The following is a 22,312-nucleotide window of genomic DNA, read 5'->3' on the forward strand; positions in this document are numbered from 1 at the left end:
CGGATCTCACAAATTTACGAAATCGGATACCCAGATGCAAAAACCAGTAGCGAAATTAAATGAGCAATACAATCCACAAGACATTGAGCAAAAAGTTCAACAGTACTGGAATGACAATAAAATCTTCGAAGTGACTGAAGATGCTGATAAAGAGAAATTCTACTGCCTGTCGATGTTCCCTTATCCTAGTGGACGACTGCATATGGGTCACGTTCGTAACTACACCATTGGTGATGTGATCTCTCGTTTTCAACGCTTGCAAGGTAAAAACGTGATGCAACCAATTGGTTGGGATGCGTTTGGCCTTCCTGCTGAAAACGCGGCGGTAAAAAACAAAACTGCGCCAGCGCCTTGGACTTACGAAAACATTGAATACATGAAAAACCAACTAAAACTATTAGGTTTTGGTTATGACTGGACGCGTGAATTTGCTACTTGTACGCCTGAGTACTACCGCTGGGAACAAGAGTTCTTCACTAAATTGTATCAAAAAGGCTTAGTGTACAAAAAAACCTCTTCGGTTAACTGGTGTCCAAACGACATGACCGTACTGGCCAACGAGCAAGTAGAAGATGGTTGCTGCTGGCGTTGTGACACCCCAGTTGAGCAAAAAGAAATCCCACAATGGTTTATTAAAATCACTGAATACGCTCAAGAGTTATTAGATGATTTAGACAACCTTGATGGCTGGCCTGATATGGTAAAAACCATGCAGCGCAACTGGATTGGTCGCTCTGAAGGGGTTGAATTATCATTTAAAGTCGACGGTCAATCGGATCTCGAAGTCTACACCACTCGTCCAGATACATTAATGGGTGTGACCTATGTGGGCATTGCAGCCGGTCACCCTCTGGCGACTAAAGCGGCGAAAAATAACCCTGAATTGGCTGCGTTTTGTGACGAATGTAAAAACACCAAAGTAGCCGAAGCAGAGCTTGCTACCATGGAAAAGAAAGGCATGGACACTGGCCTTAAAGCAATTCACCCATTAAATGGACGTGAAGTGCCAATTTTTGTCGCCAACTTTGTGTTAATGGATTACGGCACGGGCGCAGTTATGGCGGTTCCTTCGCACGATCAACGTGACTTTGAATTTGCCACTAAATACGGCTTAGATATTGAAGCAGTTATTTTAGATGCTGAAGGTAACCAACCAGACGTTTCTGAAGCGGCGTACACTGAAAAAGGCGCGTTATTTAACTCTGGTGAATTTGACGGTCTTGAGTTCCAAGCCGCATTTGATGCCATTGCTGCCAAACTAGAATCTGAAAACAAAGGCAAGAAAACCGTCAATTTCCGCCTGCGTGATTGGGGTGTATCTCGTCAACGTTACTGGGGCGCACCAATTCCAATGGTCACCACCGATGATGGCGTTGTGCACCCTGTTCCAGCTGACCAACTGCCAGTTATCTTGCCTGAAGATGTAGTGATGGATGGCGTAACTAGCCCAATCAAAGCGGATAAATCGTGGGCTGAAACCACCTTTAATGGTGAACATGCCTTACGCGAAACCGATACTTTCGATACCTTTATGGAATCGTCTTGGTATTACGCTCGCTACTGTAGCCCACAAGCTGACGATATTTTAGATCCTGAAAAAGCCAACTACTGGCTGCCTGTTGATCAATATGTTGGCGGTATTGAACACGCCTGTATGCACCTATTGTACTCGCGCTTTTTCCATAAATTGTTGCGTGATGCCGGTTATGTCACTTCAAGCGAACCATTCAAACAATTGCTTTGCCAAGGTATGGTACTCGCAGATGCTTTCTACCACACCAATGAGAAAGGCACCAAAGAATGGGTTGCACCAACTGACGTAACGGTTGAACGTGATGGTAAAGGTCGCATTGAAAAAGCGGTTGATGATCAAGGCCGAAATGTTGAACACTCGGGCATGATCAAAATGTCTAAGTCAAAAAACAACGGCATCGACCCACAAGAAATGGTCAATAAATACGGCGCCGATACTGTGCGTTTATTTATGATGTTTGCTTCGCCCGCTGACATGACACTCGAGTGGCAAGAATCTGGTGTAGAAGGCGCAAACCGCTTCTTGAAACGCGTTTGGAAACTAGTGGGTGAACATACAGCCCAAGGCGATAGCTTTGCACTTGATCTGGCCTCTTTAACTGGTAACCAAAAAGCGCTGCGTCGTGATGTGCATAAAACCATTGCTAAAGTGACTGATGATATCGATCGTCGTCAAACCTTTAACACCGCGATTGCCGCCATCATGGAATTAATGAACAAACTGGGTAAAGCGCCTCAAGCCAATGAGCAAGATCGCGCCATCCTAGATGAAGCATTAAAAGCAGTGGTTCGCATGCTGTACCCAATCACTCCACATATCTGTTTTGAAATGTGGGCAGCATTAGGTGGCGAAAAAGTCGATACCTGTGACTGGCCAACTTTTGATGAAAAAGCTTTAGTTGAAGATGAAAAGCTTATCATTGTACAAGTGAACGGTAAGCTGCGAGCTAAACTGACCGTGGCTGCCGATGCAACTAAAGAAGAAGTCGAAGCGCTTGGTCTGGCTAACGAGCATGTGATTAAATTCACCGATGGTTTAACCATTCGTAAAGTGATTTATGTACCGGGTAAACTTCTCAACCTAGTCGCAAACTAATTTAAAAATTAAAGCGTAAGTAACCAATACACGGTTATTTACGCTTATCTTATACATTTTTGTCACTTTTGCTTTAACATTGATGAAAGTGCATAAGATAAGCTTTTCAAATTCATACCCCAAAATTGAAACTGTCGTTTCAAGGAAATCGGGGATATAACACTGCCACAGAGGGATAACTTGGTGACACGTTTGTTTTCTAAATTCCATTTTCGTCTTTTGATCATTGCCGCATGTGCAATGATGAGTACTGCGTGTAGCTTCCATTTACGTGGGGATTATCTTCTGCCTGATGATGTCAAAACCATTTCTGTCACCAGTTTTGATGACTACGGCATGATCACCCGTGAAGTAAAAAAACAATTATTGATGAATGGGGTTAAGATCGTGCCACCGGCGAAAAACGTTTCTAACCTACACGTATTAAGTGACAGCGATAGTGATCGCACGTTATCTCTTTATCAAAATGCGCGTGCCGCCGAATATGAACTGAGCTACAACACCAGTTATATCGTCACGGTTCCAGGTTATAACCCGAAAGCTTACAGCGTACATGTCACGCGTAGTTACCTTGATAACCCAATGGCAGCGTTGGCTAAATCTGTCGAAAAAGATCTGATTTTAGATGAAATGCGCGTACAAGCTGCCGAACAAATGTTACGTCAAATGGCAACACTCCAAACTCAGCTAATCCCTGTTGGAGCTGAAGATGCAACACAGCCAAAAGACTTCCCAACCAATATTGATGATACTCAGCCGACGACTCAAGATTTAGACAACGGGGTGCAACAAACCAGCACAACCGAAGCTATAGCCAATAGCGAAGCTCGATAATCACCATGCGTATTTTTGCCGATAAATTAGAGCAACAATTATCTCGTCAGTTGCATAACGTTTACCTCGTTATGGGCAACGAACCACTATTACTACAAGAAAGCCGAGATTTAATTAATCAAGCAGCCAAGCAAAAAGGTTTCTTAGAAAGACATCGCTTTTGTCTGGATAAGCAACTTAATTGGGAGCAGATATACGACTGCTGCCAAGCGTTAAGTTTATTTTCAAACCAACAGATCATCGAATTAGAGATACCTGAAACCGGAGTGAGTACCGCTTCAGCCAAAGAGTTAGCTAATTTAGCAACGCAATTAAATCCCGATATTTTATTGATCATTATTGCCAATAAACTGACTCGCGCTCAAGAAAATGCTAAATGGTTTAAAGCCATGCATGCTCAAGGCGCGTTGGTGTCATGCAACAGCCCTGAATTACGCTATCTGCCACAATTTGTTCAGCAACGCTGCCGCAAACTGAAATTATCTCCCGATGCAGAAGCGATTCAAATGCTATCTCAATGGCATGAAGGCAATTTATTGGCATTAGCACAAAGCCTTGAAAAACTGGCACTGATCTACCCGGACGGAAAACTCACATTATTGCGGGTTGAAGCGGCGCTCAGTCGTCATAATCATTTCACCCCATTCCAATGGACCGATGCCTTATTGACAGGTCAAGCCAAGCGAGCACAACGGATTTTGCGTCAATTGGAAGCGGAAGGACAAGAAGCGATTATTTTATTGCGTACTGTACAAAGAGAGCTGTTCTTATTACATGAAATGCAACAAGCCTTAGCAGCACGACAATCAATTGGTCATATTTTTGATCAACATCGGATCTGGCAAAATAAGCGCCCTTTTTACACCGCTGCACTACAACGACTTAATTCATCGCAATTACGACAACTTATTCAGCAACTCACTACATTAGAATTGACGGTCAAAACAACCTTTAGCCAAGACAGCTGGCTCCAATTAGCCCTGCTTTCTTTAGCATTTTGTTTGCCTGAAAATAACGTGAGCATGCCAAACTTATAGTCTATTTAGGTGCCATACCAAGCATAAACAACGCCTTTCGCTATAATTATCCATGTTATTCTTAACGACTTTTTATTACTATTGCACCGCAGCGCAACTTAATTTGCGTGACTATTATTAAATAAATGAGGTTTCACTTTGCAAATCAATGAACTAAAAGCTTTTTTAGCCGACAAAGCCGACGACATGAAAGCCGAAGATATGATCACTTTGGATGTCACGGACAAATCAAGCGTGACGGATTTTATGATTATCTGTACTGGCACCTCTAAACGTCACGTCGCTTCTATCGCTGAAAATGTTGCAAGTGAAGCCAAAGAAGCCGGTGTAGCAGTATTAGGTATGGACGGCGAAGAAGAAGGTGAATGGGTTGTCGTCGATCTTGGTGATGTGATGGTGCATGTGATGCAACCACAGTATCGTGAATTATATCAATTAGAGAAGCTGTGGAGTTAAAACTACACCTTTAATTCAACATAAATGAGTATGCTTTCTCTTGACTAAACCGAGCATGCTCATTGATACCCCGTCATACCTGATTATACAAAACACTACGGAATCATCGCCATGAAGATCCAACTCATTGCCGTCGGAACCAAAATGCCTAAATGGGTTGAAACTGGTTTTCATGAATACCAACGACGCTTTCCGAGTGATATGCCATTCGATCTTATCGAAATATCGGCCGGAAAACGTGGTAAAAATGCTGATATCGCGCGTATTTTACAAAAAGAAGGCGAAGCGATGTTGGCAGCAGTACCTAAAGGCAACCGCATTGTTACATTGGATATTCCAGGAAAACGTTGGGACACACCAGAGCTGGCTGCGCAATTAGATGCCTGGAAACTTGATGGCCGTGATGTTTCTATTTTAATTGGAGGCCCTGAAGGGTTAGCGCCAGCATGTAAAGCAGCAGCCGATCAAAGTTGGTCATTATCGCCACTGACGCTACCACATCCACTAGTTCGCGTGATCATGGCCGAAAGCTTATACCGCGCTTGGAGCGTAACCGCCAATCATCCTTACCACCGAGAATAATCTAGAATGAGACGTAGACGTAGCCAAATACGTGATTATACCGCTGAAGCTCAACTCTTTACTCGCCGTGCAATCGTGGCGTTTATTGGTATCTTAGCTTTGGTTGGGATCTTGCTCGCCAATTTGTATTACATCCAAGTAGAGCAATATCAAGACTACAAAACACGCTCAAATGATAACCGTATCAAGATCGTTCCGATCGCGCCAAATCGTGGTCTTATCTATGATCGTAACGGAAAATTACTGGCCTCTAACCGCCCTGTTTTCAGCTTGGAAATCACCCCTGAAAAAGTAAAAGATTTGGATAAAACCATCGCCGAACTGCGTAAAATTCTTCCTATTACTGACGAACAAATTGAAGCATTCCAAAAAGAGCGCCGTCAAACCAGACGTTTTAAATCGGTTCCTATTCTGACCCAACTCAGCGATGAAGATGTGGCCAAAATTTCGGTGCAGCAATACAAATTTCCAGGGGTTGAAGTGACGGCAGCATTGAAGCGCTACTACCCTTATGGCTCCACTCTAACTCATGTTTTAGGTTATGTTTCTCGCATCAACGATAGAGATATTCGCCGCTTAACCGAAGAAGACAAAATCTCCAATTACCAAGATACTCATGATATCGGTAAATTAGGCATTGAGCGTTATTACGAAGATGTTTTACATGGGACATCCGGCTATCAAGAAGTTGAAGTCAACAGTCGTGGACGCATCATCCGCACCTTAAAATACGTACCGCCCATTCCGGGCAAAGATATTGTGCTCAATTTGAATATCGACTTACAACAATATGCCTTCCATTTAATGGACCACCGCCGTGGTGCGATCATTATTCTGGATCCCAAAGATAATGGTGTGTTGGCCATGGTCTCAAGTCCTAGTTACGATCCTAATGCGTTTGTGCATGGGATCAGTAGTAAGGCATATAGCAAATTACTAAACGATCCTAACCGTCCATTGGTAAACCGTGCCACGTTAGGCATTTACCCACCCGCATCAACGGTAAAACCTTTAATTACAGTGGCGGCGTTAACCGAAGGGGTGATCACTCCACAAACCACTCGTAATGATCCGGGTATTTGGTATATTCCTCATGCACGCAACCACAAAGGTTACCGTGACTGGAGCCGCTGGGGACATGGGGTAGTGAATGTCAGAAAGGCACTAGAAGAATCGGTCGATACCTTTTTCTATCAAGTGGCGTTTGACCTTGGCATTGATCGTCTTTCAACTTGGATGAATAAATTTGGTTATGGTGAACTCACCGGTATCGATCTGCATGAAGAAAGCAGCGCTAACATGCCAACCCGCGACTGGAAACTTGCTCGTCATAGGGTCCAGTGGTATCAAGGCGACACTATTCCGGTAGGTATAGGGCAAGGTTATTGGACCGCCACTCCAATGCAAATAGCTAAAGCATTATCGGTGTTAGTCTCACATGGTAAAGTGCGCGCGCCGCATTTACTGCGTGCCACCATAGATAAAACCCAACCAAACCCAAAACCTGTTTTAAGCCCGATCAAGACATTCCCATCGATTACAGGGGTAAAAGAGTCTACTTGGAATATAGCGGAAGAAGGCATGCACCTTGTCGCAACCGGCAGTCGTGGTACCGCCCGACGCGCATTTTATGGCACTCCATATCAGCCAGCGGTTAAATCAGGGACTGCGCAAGTCTATGGCTTAAAAGAAGGTGAAAAATACAATGCCAGTGAAGTGGCGGAGCACTTACGAGACCATGCATTATTAATGGGATTTGCACCACTTAAAAAGCCACAAGTCATCGTTTCCATGGTATTTGAAAATGCGGGCGGCGGCTCCAAAGTCGGCGGCCCGGTAGCACGAAAAATCTTCGATCACATTATCTTAGGTAAAGACCAAGACGAATCCGCTAAGGATAAAAAATAATATGGGTATGAACTTATCAAACGGCAAAAATCGCTCTTTTTTTGAACGACTGCATATCGACCTACCTTTATTACTCGGGATCCTACTTTTAATGGGGATTGGGCTGGTGATCATGTACAGCGCCAGCGGTCAAAATCCCGAGATGATGGATCGCCAAGCAATGCGTATGCTGCTATCTCTTGGTGTGATGTTATTTTTAGCGCAAATCACCCCAAGAACCTTTGAATCATTAGCGCCTATTTTATATGTCATGGGCGTTGTCTTATTACTGGGAGTACTTTTCTTTGGAGAAAGCTCTAAAGGCGCACAGCGTTGGTTGGACTTAGGCGTCGTACGTTTTCAGCCTTCCGAATTACTCAAACTCGCGGTACCTTTAATGGTGGCTCGTTTCATTGGTAAACAAGCCCTACCGCCGACGTTTAGAACCTTAGTCATATCTCTGGTTCTGGTTTTTGTCCCGACCATTTTAATCGCCAAGCAACCGGATCTTGGTACTTCAATATTGATTGCCGCATCGGGTATTTTTGTTATTTTCTTAGCCGGCATTAGTTGGAAGATCATTTCAACAGCGGCAATAACCGTTGGCGCTTTTATTCCAATTTTATGGTTCTTCTTAATGCACGAGTACCAAAAAGTGCGAGTGAGAACCTTATTTAATCCAGAGTCCGATCCTCTTGGCGCCGGTTATCATATTATTCAAAGTAAAATCGCAATTGGTTCGGGTGGCCTAACCGGTAAAGGTTGGCTGCATGGCACACAATCACAACTTGAGTTTGTACCCGAGCGTCATACCGACTTCATTTTCTCAGTGATCTCAGAAGAATGGGGCATCATAGGCGTCAGTATTTTACTGGCGGTGTATTTATTTATTATTGCGCGCGGCTTATATCTTGCCACTCAAGCACAAACCGCTTTTGGTCGCATGATGGGTGGCAGTATTGTTTTAAGCTTCTTTGTATATGTATTTGTCAATATGGGCATGGTCAGTGGTATTTTACCCGTGGTCGGTGTACCTTTGCCATTAATCAGTTACGGTGGTACTTCCATGGTGACACTATTGGCAGGTTTCGGTATCTTAATGTCGATTCATACTCATCGTAAAATGCTTTCAAAGGCGAACTAAATTAATGACACTGACGATATATCTTAAACGTTTGACTAGCTATGCACTAATTAGCGTGCTGTTGATTTTAGCGGGCTGTTCTTCATCAAACGATCGCTATAAGCTAAGTGATGATGTAGCACCACAAAAGCCCCTTTCTGTCTCTCATGTGGAAGACGCGCATCCTCGCTATGAACCTTTTAGTCGTAGTGGCAACCGTGATTACACTTTGCGTGGAAAAGATTATAAGATCGTTAAAGAGACTAAGGGCTTCACCCAAACCGGTTATGCGTCTTGGTATGGCAAAAAATTTCATGGCCATTTAACCTCTAACGGCGAAGTGTATGACATGTATTCGATGTCGGCTGCGCATAAGACCTTGCCAATCCCAAGCTATGTCAGAGTCACCAATACTGACAATGGCAAAACCGTGATTGTGCGAGTCAACGACCGTGGTCCTTTCCATGAAGGTCGCATTATTGATTTAAGTTATGCTGCTGCCTACAAACTTGGTGTGTATCAAGCGGGCACCGCGCCGGTAAAAGTGGAATACATCACTACGCCAAAAACCAAAGTCGATCAAGCCTATTCTAAAGATGAATACCTGATCCAAGTGGCTGCCATCTCTAATAAAAATAAAGCGGAAACTTTAGCCAAACAACTTGGTCAAACCTACTCAGCACCTTATAGCGTTGTTACTCAAAACAAAATAAATCGCATTATGCTTGGGCCGTGGAAAGATCAAGACGCTGCCAATGCGGCGCTACTCAAACTACAAAGTTCAGGCTATCAAACTGCATTTATGAAACACCAAACACGAAAATAAGCAATTGAGTTTTATTTTCATTTTAGAAAAACACAATCCATATCTGATTTACGCAAATGAATCTGCTAAGATACGGACAGTTTACGTCCACCTATACTAATAGATGCCTATATCTCATGAAAAATACTGCTAAATATCTAAAGACTATACTCATCCCATCATTGGCATTATCAGCATCGCTTATCTCGGCGAGTGCTTTAGCTTCTGATCCTATTGTTGTACCGAATGCTCCTAATATTGCCGCGGCTAGTTATATTTTAATGGACTACCATTCAGGTAAAATTTTAGCTGAAAAAAATATGGATGAACGTCGTCACCCAGCCAGTTTAACTAAAATGTTAACTAGCTACGTGATCGGTCAAGAAATTAAATCCGGTAGCATTTCTCGTGATGACGATGTTGTCATTAGTAATGCAGCTTGGGCGAAAAACTTCCCTGATTCATCAAAGATGTTCATTGAAGTAGGTAAAACCATCAGCGTTGATTTGTTAAACCAAGGCATCATCGTTGATTCAGGTAATGATGCTTGTGTTGCAATGGCTGAACATATTGCTGGTTCGCAAGATGCATTTGTTGATTTAATGAATCAATGGGCACAAAAGATTGGCATGAAAAATTCACATTTTATGAACGTTCATGGTCTTGATAACGATGAGCACTACTCAACTGCCCACGATTTAGCTATTTTAGGTGCAGCACTTATTCGCGATGTGCCAGAAGAATACAAAATCTACTCGCAAAAATCATTTACCTACAACGGCATCACCCAATATAACCGTAATGGTCTACTTTGGGATAAAAGCATGCACGTGGATGGCATTAAAACCGGTCACACCAGTGGTGCAGGTTATAACTTAGTCACTTCAGCAACTGAAGGCGATATGCGCCTAGTATCGGTTGTAATGGGCACTAAAACAGAAAATGCGCGTAAAGCAGAAAGTAAAAAACTACTTCAATTCGGCTTCCGATTCTTTGAAAGCGTTTCACCACATAAAGCTGGCGAAGAGTTCGTTAAAGAGAAAATCTGGATGGGCGATAAGAGCGAAGTCTCTTTAGGTGTGAGCGAAGATACCCATGTCACCGTGCCTCGTGGTCAAGCGAAAAACTTAGCCGCTAGCTTTGTTCTTGATAAAGAATTAAAAGCACCACTTAAGAAAGGCCAAGTGGTGGGTAAATTGTTCTACCAATTAAATGGTAAGGATGTCGCTCAATACCCACTAGTTGCACAAGAAGACGTAAAAGAAGGCGGTATTTTCAGCCGTTTAGTTGATTACGTAGTGTTATTATTTAAAAGCTGGTTCTAAACATTCCACTTAGAATAAATGATTCGCTTTATTAAAAAAGTCACTTCGGTGGCTTTTTTTCGATCACCCCCTTGATAATCGATCACATCGTTATTACATATAAGCTCATAAAGTTGTGATCTCACACTAATAGCATTATTATTTCGCCATACAAGCTCAATGTTTTATTTGGAGTCCCCCATGCAAGAACAAGCAACCCTAAAAGATTTACTTGAATTCCCGTGCAAATTTACCTTTAAAGTCATGGGCTATGCCAAGCCAGAGCTACCAGATCTGATCCTTGCAGTGATCCAAAAACATGCACCGGGTGATTACAGTCCAAGTGTGAAACCTAGCGCAAAAGGCACTTACAATGCGGTATCGGTTAGTATTACTGCCACATCGATTGAGCAAGTAGAGATACTGTATAAAGAATTAGGCGAGATCGACATCGTGCGTATGGTGCTTTAAGTCTAAGCCTGAGCTTATGGGTCGCTAGACTCACTTTCTACACTATAAAATAACCCCTTATCGTTGACCTCTAGTGACGCCAACTAAAGGGGGTTATAATACGCCAAAACTTATACCCGTCGTACTTGAGTATAGATAATCAGTATCACCCTCTCTTTTTACATGGAAGCCGACTAAACAGTCGGACGGATTAAGGATAAACGAGGTATGCAGCATCAAGCCGATCCAACCATCAATCACAGTCCGGTTACTGGCCCACTTGAACAACAATTGATCGTTCGCCAACTAGGTAGGCAAGACTACGCGCCTGTCTGGCAAGATATGCACCAATTTACAGATCAACGTGATAGCTTAACCCCTGATGAAATCTGGTTGGTTGAGCACAACCCTGTATTTACTCAAGGCCAAGCAGGTAAACAAGAACATTTACTCAATACTGGCGATATCCCAGTGGTGCAAAGTGACCGTGGCGGTCAAGTGACGTACCACGGCCCAGGTCAAATCGTGGCTTATTTCTTGATCAATTTACGCCGCAAAAAAATTGGTGTGCGTGAATTGGTCACGCATATCGAAAATATTGTGGTTGAAACTTTAGCCAATTTTGATATTGATTCTACTGCCCATCCTGACGCACCAGGCGTTTATGTTGGCGAGAGAAAAATATGTTCTCTGGGTTTACGTATTCGCAAGGGGTGCTCTTTTCATGGACTAGCCCTTAACGTTAATATGGATCTTACCCCTTTCCTTCGCATCAACCCTTGTGGCTACGCGGGCATGGAAATGGTACAAGTGAAAGATGTTAACGGCCCAGATAGCGTACCTGAAGTACAATCTATTTTAATCAAAAAAATTACCGAGTTACTTGGTTACGACCAGGTTGAATACACCCACAAAAGCATAAGCTTTGATAAGTAGGTAGCATGAGCAAACCAATTCAAATGGAACAAGGCGTTAAATATCGTGACGCGGATAAAATGGCACTCATTCCCACCAAAACCGTTGTGGTAGAAAAAGCCGAGGTTTTGCGTAAACCTGAATGGATGAAAATCAAACTGCCATCCGACAGTACCCGCATTAAAGAAATCAAAGCGGCGATGCGTAAAAATGATCTTCATTCTGTGTGTGAAGAGGCCTCATGCCCTAACCTTGCCGAATGCTTTAATCACGGCACCGCAACTTTTATGATTTTAGGCGCGATTTGTACTCGCCGTTGCCCGTTCTGTGATGTTGCTCATGGTCGCCCTAATGCACCAGAAAGCAACGAACCGCAAAAACTGGCTCAGACCATCAAAGATATGAAGCTAAAATATGTGGTGATCACCTCGGTTGACCGTGATGATTTACGCGATGGCGGAGCCAAACACTTTGCTGAATGTAATAAAGCCATTCGTGAACAAAACCCACACATTAAGATCGAAACGTTAGTACCCGATTTCCGTGGTCGTATGGATGTGGCTCTGGATCTTATGCACGATAATCCGCCAGATGTATTTAACCACAACCTTGAGACTGCGCCGCGCCTATATCGCCGTGCTCGTCCAGGCGCCAATTACAAATGGTCACTGCGGTTGCTGCAAAAATTCAAACAGCAGCACCCTGATATTCCGACTAAATCTGGCATCATGATGGGACTTGGAGAAACTAAAGAAGAGATCGTCGAAGTCTTAAAAGATTTACGTGCACATGGCGTGACGATGCTAACCTTGGGTCAATATCTGGCGCCTAGCCGTCATCATCTTCCGGTTGAACGTTATGTTCCGCCATCTGAATTTGATGAATTAAAAGATATAGCACTTGATCTTGGCTTTACTCACGCCGCTTGTGGCCCATTTGTTCGCTCTAGTTACCATGCAGACATGCAAGCACAAGGCATTGAAATAAAATAGATTTATCGTTAATTGAACACTAAAAAGGCGAAAGGTATTATCTATCTTTCGCCTTTTTTCAATTTTTTTCATTTAATTTTGAACTTATCTAAAAAAGCCGAGTCCTATTATATGTAGCAAGCAAGATTCTGGTTTTGGTTACAGGCCGTCAAGTTAACCAAAACTTATCCTACTTCTGCTTTTTCATATTAATTCCTAAAATTGTTTTATGCCCAAATCGTTTTGATTTGGGCTTTTTTTTGTCCATTTGATTTTAAGTTTAATTACGGATCAAGTAATCCGCTTTTCCTACCCACTTATAGCTGGTTAGCTCTTCTAAGCCCATAGGACCGCGTGCATGCAACTTCTGGGTCGATACTGCAACTTCGGCTCCTAGACCAAACTGAGCACCATCAGTGAAGCGTGTAGAGGCATTAACATACACAGCCGCCGAACCTGCTGAATTAATAAATAACTCAGCATTACGTAACGACTCGGTCATGATGGCATCGGAGTGACTGGCGTTATGTACTTGCATATGCTCAATCGCTTCAGCAATATTTTTCACTACTTTAATGCCTAGCGTGTAGCTTAACCATTCGGTATCAAAATCGCCGTCTACTGCATCACGTTTGTTATCGGCTTGCTTTAAAAAAGCTTTGGCGCTATCGGCAACCACAAAAGTCACTTGTTGATTGATTTTATCCGTCAGCTGCGATAAAAATTCCGCCGCGACGCTTGCATGCACCAACAAAGTATCCAATGAATTACACGCTGATGGACGCTGCGCTTTTGAATTTTCAACCACAGCCACTGATTTGGCTAAATCGGCACTATCGTCGATATAGATATGACTGATACCAAAGCCGCCAATGATCACAGGAATGGTGCTGTTTTCTTTGCACATTTTATGCAAACCCGCGCCACCACGAGGAATGATCATATCGACATAATCATCTAACTTTAATAATTGTGAGACTAATTCACGATCCGGTTTTTCAATATATTGCACTGATGCGGCAGGTAATCCGGCTTTTTCTAACGCCACTTGGATCACTTTCACCAGTTCCATGTTCGAGAAAAAGGTTTCTTTACCACCACGCAAAATACTGGCATTACCGGTTTTAAGACACAGTGCGGCAATATCAATGGTCACATTAGGGCGAGCTTCATAGATCACCCCAACCACCCCAAGAGGGACGCGACGACGCGCTAATGACATGCCGTTTTCGAGCATTTTACTGTCAATTTCACTGCCAACCGGATCGTTCAAACCAATCACATTACGTACATCTGCCGCGATATCCGCTAAACGTTGTGGGTTGAGTAATAAGCGGTCAAGTAGCGCATCGGTCAAACCGGCAGCGCGACCTAGTTCAATATCTTTCGCATTCGCCGCTAAGATGGCGGTGGCATTACTTTCAAGTTCATCGGCAATAATAGCCAGAGCATTATTTTTTTGCGCGGTAGGCGCGGTTGCTAATTGAAATGAAGCTTTTTTGGCCGCTTGGCCCATCTTGATTAAGTCCACAATTTTTCCCTAATTTGATTGTATTCTCGCCAGCAACAGCCTGACGTTTTATTCCTGGATCACCACCAGATCATCCCGATGAATAATGGTGGAACCATACTCATATCCTAGGATTGCTTCAATATCTTTACTATGCATACCAATCACTTGCTCTAATTCGCAATTGGAATAACTCACAATACCTTTGGCCAGTAATTGTCCGACTTGATCACGCAGACGAACCACATCACCCCGCGAGAAATTTCCTTGTACTCCGGTAATGCCTTTGGCCAATAAACTGCTACCACGCTCAATCACCGCTTTGGCCGCGCCAGCATCAATCACCAAATCACCAACCGAAGCAGGGCCGGCTAAAATCCAACGTTTCCGATTTTCTAGCGATTCTTGCAGTGGTAGAAAGCGTGTGCCTTGCGGGCTGTCGCTCAATGCATCTAAAATCACATTCGGGCTACTGCCTGCGGCAATCACCACCTCAATACCAGAACGACGAGCAATGTCTGCCGCTTGCAGTTTAGTTGCCATACCGCCCGTGCCTAACGTAGTGCCACTGCCACCGGCAATTTGACGTAATGTTTCATCAATGGTTTTAACCTCACGGATCAGCTCCGCATTAGGGTCTTTACGCGGATCGGCAGTAAAAAGCCCCGATTGATCGGTTAATAATAATAATTTGTCTGCGCCACATAAAATCCCCACTAACGCCGATAAGTTATCGTTATCGCCAACTTTAATTTCTGAAATCGATACCGCATCATTTTCATTCACGATCGGGATGATCCCTTGCTCCGTTAATGCATTGACGGTATCTCGCGCATTAAGAAAACGCCCACGATCTTTTAAATCGGCGCGGGTTAGTAGCATTTGACCAATTTTAATATCGTAGAGCTCAAACAAGGATTCCCACACTTGAATCAAACGACTTTGACCAACCGCGGCTAGCAATTGCTTACTCGCCATGGTATTCGGTAAGGCGGGGTAATCAAGATGTTCACGTCCTGCGGCGATCGCGCCAGAAGATACCACCACCACTTTGTGGCCTTGTTGTTTGAGGATCGCGCATTGGCGAACCAGATCAACCATACGCGCTTTATTGATTTTCAGCGATCCGCCAGTCAGTACACTAGTACCAAGCTTAACCACTATCGTATGAGATTTATGCTGTGTTTGAGCAGACATGGATTTCCTGTCAAAGGTTAACGTTAAGGTGAAAACACCTATATTAGATATACCCTTTGTTTTATCAATACAAACCGAATTTCACAAGCAGAAAAGGCGCAACAATGCGCCTTTATTGAGAATATTTCGAGCTAAGAGCTAAAAAACAACCTATCACACTCGATTATGCTTTTTATTAAGACTCAGTTGCGACGGAATCTTGATGTGAACTAATGGTAAAACCGTATTGAGTCACCAATACAGCTTCAATTTTTTTATGAAAGGCGTCCAGTGTGCGCTCGACTTCTGGTTGCGCATTGTTTGGAACCGAAAGATCAAGCCATTGTCCTTTTTCGTCATATTTGCCATAAGAGTAATTGGCCACAAAATTTTGCTCAACGCGCTCGAGCTTTAACCACCATCCCCAAAACTCTCGTAATTCTGGTGATTTGGTTTCATCAACACAAACTGATAAACAATCAAATAAATACAAGCCAGGCTGGCAATCTGATTCCCTCAAGTAAGGCCCCACAGCCCTTAAAGCACTCAATAGACGAAAATGTGTTGGACCCGTAGCAATATCGGTCATAGTGTTTCTCCCTTTTCTTATTATTATTTGATGCAATCATTTGCTGCATCAATCATTTACATCCATGTTAACGGTTTACTTATACTTGTCACTACTTAAGCGCATCTTTTAACCAATCAACTGCAATTTTGAGCGCTTGCTCATACCCTTGGTGAATTGACTTGCTACTCAATTGCATCGCTTTACCACCTTGGCTGAAACGAGCAACACTTTGATTATCTTCTTTACTGCCGACCGGATCCCCCTCTAAACCCAAGGCTAAAATAGGCACTGGCGTGCTACGACTGGATAGGATCCCTTGCGATTTCAAAGACCAAGCGCTCATCTGCTTGGCTAAACTTGGAATATCTATCGCTTTTTTACCTAGACGCGATGCTAGGGTATCAATATGCATTTTGGGCATTTGGGCAAATTTATCTGGTGTAGATAGTAAACCATGAATAGGCGCCCCGAGTGAGACGCAAGCGTGCACCTTCTCTTGCTCTAAAAATGCCATTCTGGTCAGTATATTGCCACCAAAACGTAAGCCTAATAAACCAACTTTAAAATGATCGACCCAAGGAATATTGCGTAACTCATGCAATACCGCGCGATGTAGCCGACAAGAATCTTCGGTTAACTTCCAGTTGGTGTTACTGCCAATACCTGGCATATCTATGGTTAACATCGCGATTTCATGCTCAGCAAGATAATCACGGAAAATACGCCACATATCGGTTTGTAAACTATCAATACCGGCACAAACAATCACAACGGGTAATGGTCGTTCGGTATGAGGAAGGTGTAAGTTCGCTTCAATTTTTTTATTTTCAAAAGGGATCGACAGTTTTTTAGTTATATATTGACTGTGTTCCATCGCTTCTGAGTAGGCTTTATTCACCAAAATTTGTGCTTGTAGCGATAAGGTATCGGTATTCAAATGAGGGTAGCTGGCGATACTGAAACATAAACTGGCGAGATACCATTGATTGGAAGCCCCTTCCCTTTTTAATCCATTGGCTTTTATTTGGTGTGACATGCCTTGCTGTGTCCACTCATAAGACCAATTTCCTGGGCGGTAACCGGCAATGGTATCCAACCAAGACGAATCTTGGTGATGATTAGCCGAGCTTGCGATTCGAGCGAGCACTGATTCTGTTTCAATCGGATCCAATCCTTGCCAACTCCATTGCACCCGACGCAAGGTTCGATACCAAGCGCTTTGCGTTCGCTCTTGAGTTGCCTCTAATAAGGTTTGGCTCTCAGACAAGTATTGAACCAAACTGGAAGTTTCACTCGCATGATGATGCTTTTTAAACAACGATTCTGATATGTTTTTACTTTTCTCTTCCACGGTAAACGTCCTTTCGCTAGTAAAGCTTATACCTCAGCGCCTAAGTGCAATGGTGACACTCCATTGATGAGCATGATTTTACCTGAAAACCTGCCATTATATTAACTTAATCGGTTAGCAGATGTTGCCATTGTGGGTGGCGTTGAATATAAACCTCAACAAAAGGGCATACTGGCAAGATTTTATGACCTGTCGCGTCAATATCAGCCAATACTGTTTCCATTAAAATCTTACCGCAACCTTGACCACGCAACTCATCTGGCACAAAGGTATGGGTGATAACCAGAGTATTTTGATTGCGATGATAATCGAGATGCGCCCAATGATCGCTCACCACTTCAACTTGATAGCGACCCACTTTAGGATCATGAGTAAAGTTAGCCATATTCCTATCTCCGTGATTTCTACTTCTATTCACAACATGCTTCATCATAACAATAAAAAAGCCTCATTAACGAGTTAGTATCGTTAATGAGGCTTTTCAAGTAATTAAATGCTTCGTTCCCTAAGACTTAAACTGCCGCTTTAAGTAACCAGAGCGTAATACCCAAAATAATTAAAGGGTATCGATTATTTTTGCTTACGATTAACCGGCTCTTCAAACTGCAGAGTCATATCCCACGGTTGTTCAATCCATGTATCTTGCGCAATATCGACAATGTAATCATCAACCAATTCTTGACCTGCAGGTTTAGCACACACACAGATAAGCTTGGCTTTCGGGTACAATTTACGAATATGACGAGCAGTATCGCCGCTATCGACTAAATCATCGACGATCAAGAAACCTTCACCATCACCTTCAATGGTTTTAAGTACTTTCATTTCTCGTTGGTGATCATGGTCATAGCTTGAGATACAAATAGTATCGACATATCGGATGCCTAATTCACGCGCCAAAATTGCCGCAGGAACTAAACCACCACGGCTCACGCCAACAATACCTTTCCACTGTTCAGCTGGCATTTGTTTAGCTGCCAATTGACGACAATACATCTGCATATTGTCCCAAGTTACGATAAATTTAGTACTCATAATAAAAACCTGTTTTTTCAATTATAGTTATGTTTCTGATCCGTAAATAAATTACGCACCAGTGAGAGCAAATTTCAACAAGAAAATAGCTGCTAGGATCCAAACACCAATATGCACTTCACGCGCTTTACCGCTCAGCAATTTAATCGCAGCGTAAGTGACAAATCCCATCGCAATACCTTCGGCGATAGAGAAAGTTAACGGCATAAGGAGACAAACTACCGCAACCGGAGCTGCTTCACTTAAATCATCCCATTTAATATTAACAAGGCCAGACATCATCAAGATTGAAACGTAAAATAATGCACCAGTGGTCGCATAAGCAGGGATCATTCCAGCTAATGGCGAAAAGAATAATGCAAATAAGAATAAAACACCAACGGTTACCGCGGTTAGACCTGTACGGCCACCGACTGCAACACCAGCGGTACTCTCAACAAATGATGTGGTATTGGATGTACCTAACAATGCGCCAATTGCGGTGGCGGTTGAGTCTGATAATAATGCTTTATTAAGACGTGGGATTTTACCATCTTTACCGATAAAGCCTGCTTTATTTGCTACACCGACTAAAGTGCCGGCAGTATCAAATAAATCGACAAATAAGAAGGCAAACACCACAGAAATCATACCGACATCTGTCATCGCCGAGAAATCTAATTGTAAGAAAGTCGGTTCAATACTTGGCGGCATAGAAACCACGCCATGATATTCAACATTGCCGACCAAAATACCTAAACCCGTGGTGGCTAAAATGGCAATCATAACCGCAGCGCGATAACCACGTTGTACTAAAACAATCGTCAGAATAAAACCAACTGCGCCAAGAATGGCAGGGATCGAGGTCAGATCACCAACACCGACTAATGTGGCTTGGTTACCCACCACAATACCGGCATTTTTTAGTGCGATGAGCGCTAAGAACAAACCAATACCCGCTGAAATACCTAGGCGAAGTGAAACTGGAATAGCATTGATGATCAACTCACGGATCTTAAATAAGCTTAATAGGATAAATAAAACACCAGAGCAGAATACCGCCGCTAATGCCATTTGCCATGTATGCCCCATGCCAAGTACAACAGTGTAAGTAAAGAAGGCATTCAAACCCATGCCTGGCGCTTGAGCGATTGGGTAGTTAGCGTAAAGCCCCATAATGAAACAACCAATCGCGGCCGCTAAACACGTTGCCACAAACACCGAACCATGATCCATGCCAGTGCTTGATAAAATAGCCGGATTGACGAAAATTATATAAGCCATAGTCAAAAATGTGGTCATTCCCGCCAAAATTTCGGTTTTAATCGTGGTACCGTGTTCCGACAGCTTAAAGTACTTCTCTAACATGTTTATATTCCTAAAGGTTGGCGTTTTATCACAATTAATCGTTTGCGCAATCGATTGATAAAAAATGTGGTGTATTTTTCCAAAAAAACCGCCACAAAGCAATCGGAATTTAAGACCGTTGAGTATTTTATTAACAGGCAAAAAAAAACCACCTATCAAAGGTGGTTGGTAGAATCTAAAAAAGCCATCATGGCTAGAGAAATTCTAAAATATAAGGGGTATTTAAACACAATAATCAAATCAAAATCGTAGGATGAAAAGCCGTAAAAGCAAGAAACGACCACTCAAGTATCGACTACGCTCAATTTGAATAAGCTATTCGCTATTGACACTAAAAATCGCCAATATCAAGGAGTGAAGAGATTATACATAATGGTAATTAAATTACAATAAAAAGTTACTAAATAATCAATTTGGTTAGAAATGAGATTTAGATCACCAGTTTTCGTAGTATAAAAACATTTTTACTGGCTTTATTTAAATCTTGCCGTAATATTAACCAAGGTAAAATTCGCATCGTTTAGCATGTGCCAGGCTATTAATAAGGCGCATGAGTACGTTGGCGCTCTTCCTTATCGCCATCTATAATTGAGCGTACTTCTGACAACGCACCAAAGGTTAAACCCGATGTTGAACAATGCAATATCTTAGCTCGTTGTGACATCATAAAAAGCTTGTTTAGTCACGATTATCAGCCTATTTCCACTGTACATCCTTGCATCCAAGGTGCATTATTCTAACGTTCTTTTATTTTTCCACTGCTATTTACGCATTAGGAGTCATTTGTGTCTAAAACTCATTCTGAAATCAGCCAACTATCCCCTCAGCCTGTTTGGCAATTCTTTGATAAAATCTGTTCTTTTCCGCACCCATCTAAGCACGAAGAAGCACTCGCGCAATACATCGTATCTTGGGCACAAGAACAAAATTTAGAAGTTCGCCGTGATGAAACCGGCAACGTTATTATCAAAAAACCAGCCACTGCTGGAATGGAAACCAAGAAGACTGTTGCTCTACAAGCGCACATTGATATGGTCCCACAAAAAAATGAAGGCACTGCTCACGATTTCGCAGTCGATGCTATTCAACCATACATTGATGGTGACTGGGTAACCGCAAAAGGCACCACGCTTGGCGCAGATAACGGTATGGGCATGGCATCTTGCCTAGCAGTTTTAGCCTCAAACGAAATTAAGCATGGTCCATTAGAAGTTTTACTGACTATCGATGAAGAAGCGGGCATGACTGGCGCGTTTGGGTTAAAAGCAGGTTGGCTTGAAGCCGATATCCTACTAAATACCGATTCAGAGCAAGAAGGCGAAATTTACATGGGCTGCGCCGGTGGCGTAAATGCTTCATTAGTATTTGATATTGAACGTAGTACTCTGGCTGACGGCGTAGTACAACAAAAACTTGCGGTTAAAGGACTTAAAGGCGGTCACTCTGGTTGTGATATTCACACTGGTCGTGGCAATGCCAATAAAATCTTAGGCCGCTTCCTTGCTGAATCGGCGCAAGATCTTGCTCTACAAGTGATTGAATTCCAAGGTGGTAGCCTGCGTAACGCCATCCCGCGTGAAGCGTCAGCCATTGTAGCGCTACCAGCAAATAAACAAGCCGAATTGGTTGCCGCATTTGAGCAATATACTCAAACGGTTAAGCAAGAGCTAGGACAAGTAGAAACCGCACTTGAAACACAATTAACCGCAGAAACAAGCCAATTCTCACCACTTAGTCAAGCAGACCAAGCGCGCTTTATTGCGAGCTTAAATGCTTGTCCAAATGGCGTGATCCGTATGGATGACAAAATTGAAGGTGTGGTTGAAACCTCTTTGAATGTGGGTGTTATCACCACTGAAGCTGGCAAAATCACCATCTTATGTTTGATTCGTTCATTGATTGACTCAGGTCGCGAGATGGTCGAAGGGACATTAGCTTCTCTGGCTCAATTAGCCGGTGCGAATTTAAAACTGGACGGTGCTTACCCAGGCTGGAAACCCGATGCAGATTCTGAAATCATGCACGTATTCCGCGATGTCTATGAAGGTATTTATGGCCGTAAACCAAACATCATGGTGATCCATGCGGGTCTTGAATGTGGTTTATTCAAAAAACCTTACCCAGAAATGGACATGATTTCTTTTGGTCCTACGATTAAATTCCCACATTCTCCAGACGAGAAAGTAGAGATCGCCACTGTGGCACTGTACTGGGAACAAATGATTGCTATTTTAGAAAACATCCCAGAAAAAGCATAATACAGCTCGATAGCTTTTAATCAGCTTCACAAGCAAATGCCTCGGTAATATATTATCGAGGCATTTTTATG

At 42.9% G+C, this 22,312-nt stretch carries 21 protein-coding genes; 13 read left to right on the plus strand and 8 right to left on the minus strand.

Going from position 1 to position 22,312, the window contains the following annotated elements; translation table 11 throughout:
* Nucleotides 1-34 precede the first annotated feature (34 nt).
* From leuS to lipA, 12 genes are all read left to right on the plus strand, one after another.
* Nucleotides 35-2,629, plus strand: coding sequence for a leucine--tRNA ligase (gene leuS / locus HC723_RS00900; RefSeq protein WP_190337896.1), 2,595 nt, complete (start codon nucleotides 35-37; stop codon nucleotides 2,627-2,629).
* Between the two features lie 183 nt (nucleotides 2,630-2,812).
* Complete coding sequence (locus tag HC723_RS00905) at nucleotides 2,813-3,463, plus strand: LPS-assembly lipoprotein LptE (RefSeq protein ID WP_407701687.1); 651 nt, start codon at nucleotides 2,813-2,815, stop codon at nucleotides 3,461-3,463.
* Nucleotides 3,464-3,468: 5 nt separating this feature from the next.
* Nucleotides 3,469-4,500: a DNA polymerase III subunit delta gene (gene holA / locus HC723_RS00910; protein ID WP_190337897.1), complete on the plus strand. Its 1,032-nt coding sequence runs from the start codon at nucleotides 3,469-3,471 to the stop codon at nucleotides 4,498-4,500.
* A gap of 138 nt (nucleotides 4,501-4,638) precedes the next feature.
* A complete protein-coding gene (gene rsfS / locus HC723_RS00915) occupies nucleotides 4,639-4,956 on the plus strand; it encodes a ribosome silencing factor (RefSeq protein ID WP_153446517.1) in 318 nt (105 codons plus the stop codon).
* A gap of 111 nt (nucleotides 4,957-5,067) precedes the next feature.
* Entirely contained in the window at nucleotides 5,068-5,538 is a 471-nt protein-coding gene (gene rlmH, locus HC723_RS00920) for a 23S rRNA (pseudouridine(1915)-N(3))-methyltransferase RlmH (RefSeq protein ID WP_153446515.1), read from the plus strand.
* A 6-nt stretch (nucleotides 5,539-5,544) separates the two neighbouring features.
* Complete coding sequence (mrdA, locus tag HC723_RS00925; RefSeq protein WP_190337898.1) at nucleotides 5,545-7,446, plus strand: penicillin-binding protein 2; 1,902 nt, start codon at nucleotides 5,545-5,547, stop codon at nucleotides 7,444-7,446.
* A 1-nt stretch (nucleotide 7,447) separates the two neighbouring features.
* Nucleotides 7,448-8,569, plus strand: coding sequence for a rod shape-determining protein RodA (rodA, locus tag HC723_RS00930; RefSeq protein ID WP_190337899.1), 1,122 nt, complete (start codon nucleotides 7,448-7,450; stop codon nucleotides 8,567-8,569).
* 4 nt (nucleotides 8,570-8,573) lie between these two features.
* On the plus strand, nucleotides 8,574-9,374 hold the full coding sequence (locus tag HC723_RS00935; RefSeq protein ID WP_153446511.1) for a septal ring lytic transglycosylase RlpA family protein: 801 nt from the start codon (nucleotides 8,574-8,576) through the stop codon (nucleotides 9,372-9,374).
* Nucleotides 9,375-9,490: 116 nt separating this feature from the next.
* On the plus strand, nucleotides 9,491-10,678 hold the full coding sequence (locus tag HC723_RS00940) for a serine hydrolase (RefSeq protein WP_153446509.1): 1,188 nt from the start codon (nucleotides 9,491-9,493) through the stop codon (nucleotides 10,676-10,678).
* Nucleotides 10,679-10,858: 180 nt separating this feature from the next.
* On the plus strand, nucleotides 10,859-11,128 hold the full coding sequence (gene ybeD, locus HC723_RS00945; RefSeq protein WP_153446507.1) for a DUF493 family protein YbeD: 270 nt from the start codon (nucleotides 10,859-10,861) through the stop codon (nucleotides 11,126-11,128).
* Nucleotides 11,129-11,335: 207 nt separating this feature from the next.
* The gene (lipB, locus tag HC723_RS00950; RefSeq protein WP_190337900.1) at nucleotides 11,336-12,043 is read left to right on the plus strand and encodes a lipoyl(octanoyl) transferase LipB; all 708 of its coding nucleotides are present in this window, start codon (nucleotides 11,336-11,338) and stop codon (nucleotides 12,041-12,043) included.
* Between the two features lie 5 nt (nucleotides 12,044-12,048).
* Nucleotides 12,049-13,014, plus strand: coding sequence for a lipoyl synthase (gene lipA / locus HC723_RS00955; RefSeq protein WP_153446504.1), 966 nt, complete (start codon nucleotides 12,049-12,051; stop codon nucleotides 13,012-13,014).
* 259 nt (nucleotides 13,015-13,273) lie between these two features.
* On the opposite strand, the gene HC723_RS00960 is transcribed toward lipA, so the two are convergent.
* The 8 genes from HC723_RS00960 to HC723_RS17670 all read right to left on the minus strand — a co-directional run bounded on the left by HC723_RS00960 (nucleotide 13,274) and on the right by HC723_RS17670 (nucleotide 20,650).
* Nucleotides 13,274-14,524, minus strand: a complete 1,251-nt coding sequence (locus HC723_RS00960; RefSeq protein ID WP_190337901.1) for a glutamate-5-semialdehyde dehydrogenase — start codon at nucleotides 14,522-14,524, stop codon at nucleotides 13,274-13,276.
* Between the two features lie 48 nt (nucleotides 14,525-14,572).
* Nucleotides 14,573-15,700, minus strand: a complete 1,128-nt coding sequence (proB, locus tag HC723_RS00965) for a glutamate 5-kinase (RefSeq protein WP_190337902.1) — start codon at nucleotides 15,698-15,700, stop codon at nucleotides 14,573-14,575.
* A 175-nt stretch (nucleotides 15,701-15,875) separates the two neighbouring features.
* Nucleotides 15,876-16,268 carry a sigma factor-binding protein Crl gene (gene crl, locus HC723_RS00970; RefSeq protein WP_190337903.1) on the minus strand — a complete coding sequence of 131 codons (393 nt, stop codon included), beginning with the start codon at nucleotides 16,266-16,268 and terminating at the stop codon, nucleotides 15,876-15,878.
* A 91-nt stretch (nucleotides 16,269-16,359) separates the two neighbouring features.
* Nucleotides 16,360-17,601 (minus strand): esterase FrsA, encoded by a 1,242-nt coding sequence (gene frsA, locus HC723_RS00975; protein WP_190337904.1) that lies wholly within the window; start codon nucleotides 17,599-17,601, stop codon nucleotides 16,360-16,362.
* A gap of 106 nt (nucleotides 17,602-17,707) precedes the next feature.
* Nucleotides 17,708-17,986 (minus strand): GNAT family N-acetyltransferase, encoded by a 279-nt coding sequence (locus tag HC723_RS00980; protein WP_153446494.1) that lies wholly within the window; start codon nucleotides 17,984-17,986, stop codon nucleotides 17,708-17,710.
* A gap of 185 nt (nucleotides 17,987-18,171) precedes the next feature.
* Complete coding sequence (gpt, locus tag HC723_RS00985; protein ID WP_153446493.1) at nucleotides 18,172-18,636, minus strand: xanthine phosphoribosyltransferase; 465 nt, start codon at nucleotides 18,634-18,636, stop codon at nucleotides 18,172-18,174.
* 51 nt (nucleotides 18,637-18,687) lie between these two features.
* On the minus strand, nucleotides 18,688-19,983 hold the full coding sequence (locus HC723_RS00990) for an NCS2 family permease (protein WP_190337905.1): 1,296 nt from the start codon (nucleotides 19,981-19,983) through the stop codon (nucleotides 18,688-18,690).
* A 538-nt stretch (nucleotides 19,984-20,521) separates the two neighbouring features.
* Nucleotides 20,522-20,650: a hypothetical protein gene (locus tag HC723_RS17670; RefSeq protein WP_267904236.1), complete on the minus strand. Its 129-nt coding sequence runs from the start codon at nucleotides 20,648-20,650 to the stop codon at nucleotides 20,522-20,524.
* A gap of 118 nt (nucleotides 20,651-20,768) precedes the next feature.
* On the opposite strand from HC723_RS17670, the gene HC723_RS00995 reads away from it, so the two are divergent.
* Complete coding sequence (locus HC723_RS00995) at nucleotides 20,769-22,241, plus strand: beta-Ala-His dipeptidase (RefSeq protein ID WP_190337906.1); 1,473 nt, start codon at nucleotides 20,769-20,771, stop codon at nucleotides 22,239-22,241.
* Nucleotides 22,242-22,312 lie beyond the last annotated feature (71 nt).

This window comes from Vibrio sp. S11_S32 (assembly GCF_014694465.1).
GTDB classification, from domain to species: Bacteria; Pseudomonadota; Gammaproteobacteria; order Enterobacterales; family Vibrionaceae; genus Vibrio; species Vibrio algicola.

Excerpts from the sequence above, each read along its gene's own strand:
- leuS (WP_190337896.1), top strand. The coding sequence starts at position 35 with ATGCAAAAACCAGTAGCGAAATTAAATGAGCAATACAATCCACAAGAC.
- holA (WP_190337897.1), top strand. The coding sequence starts at position 3,469 with ATGCGTATTTTTGCCGATAAATTAGAGCAACAATTATCTCGTCAGTTG.
- rlmH (WP_153446515.1), top strand. The coding sequence starts at position 5,068 with ATGAAGATCCAACTCATTGCCGTCGGAACCAAAATGCCTAAATGGGTT.
- mrdA (WP_190337898.1), top strand. The coding sequence starts at position 5,545 with ATGAGACGTAGACGTAGCCAAATACGTGATTATACCGCTGAAGCTCAA.
- rodA (WP_190337899.1), top strand. The coding sequence starts at position 7,448 with ATGGGTATGAACTTATCAAACGGCAAAAATCGCTCTTTTTTTGAACGA.
- HC723_RS00935 (WP_153446511.1), top strand. The coding sequence starts at position 8,574 with ATGACACTGACGATATATCTTAAACGTTTGACTAGCTATGCACTAATT.
- HC723_RS00940 (WP_153446509.1), top strand. The coding sequence starts at position 9,491 with ATGAAAAATACTGCTAAATATCTAAAGACTATACTCATCCCATCATTG.
- ybeD (WP_153446507.1), top strand. The coding sequence starts at position 10,859 with ATGCAAGAACAAGCAACCCTAAAAGATTTACTTGAATTCCCGTGCAAA.
- lipB (WP_190337900.1), top strand. The coding sequence starts at position 11,336 with ATGCAGCATCAAGCCGATCCAACCATCAATCACAGTCCGGTTACTGGC.
- lipA (WP_153446504.1), top strand. The coding sequence starts at position 12,049 with ATGAGCAAACCAATTCAAATGGAACAAGGCGTTAAATATCGTGACGCG.
- proB (WP_190337902.1), bottom strand. The coding sequence starts at position 15,700 with ATGTCTGCTCAAACACAGCATAAATCTCATACGATAGTGGTTAAGCTT.
- crl (WP_190337903.1), bottom strand. The coding sequence starts at position 16,268 with ATGACCGATATTGCTACGGGTCCAACACATTTTCGTCTATTGAGTGCT.
- HC723_RS00980 (WP_153446494.1), bottom strand. The coding sequence starts at position 17,986 with ATGGCTAACTTTACTCATGATCCTAAAGTGGGTCGCTATCAAGTTGAA.
- gpt (WP_153446493.1), bottom strand. The coding sequence starts at position 18,636 with ATGAGTACTAAATTTATCGTAACTTGGGACAATATGCAGATGTATTGT.
- HC723_RS00990 (WP_190337905.1), bottom strand. The coding sequence starts at position 19,983 with ATGTTAGAGAAGTACTTTAAGCTGTCGGAACACGGTACCACGATTAAA.
- HC723_RS17670 (WP_267904236.1), bottom strand. The coding sequence starts at position 20,650 with ATGATGTCACAACGAGCTAAGATATTGCATTGTTCAACATCGGGTTTA.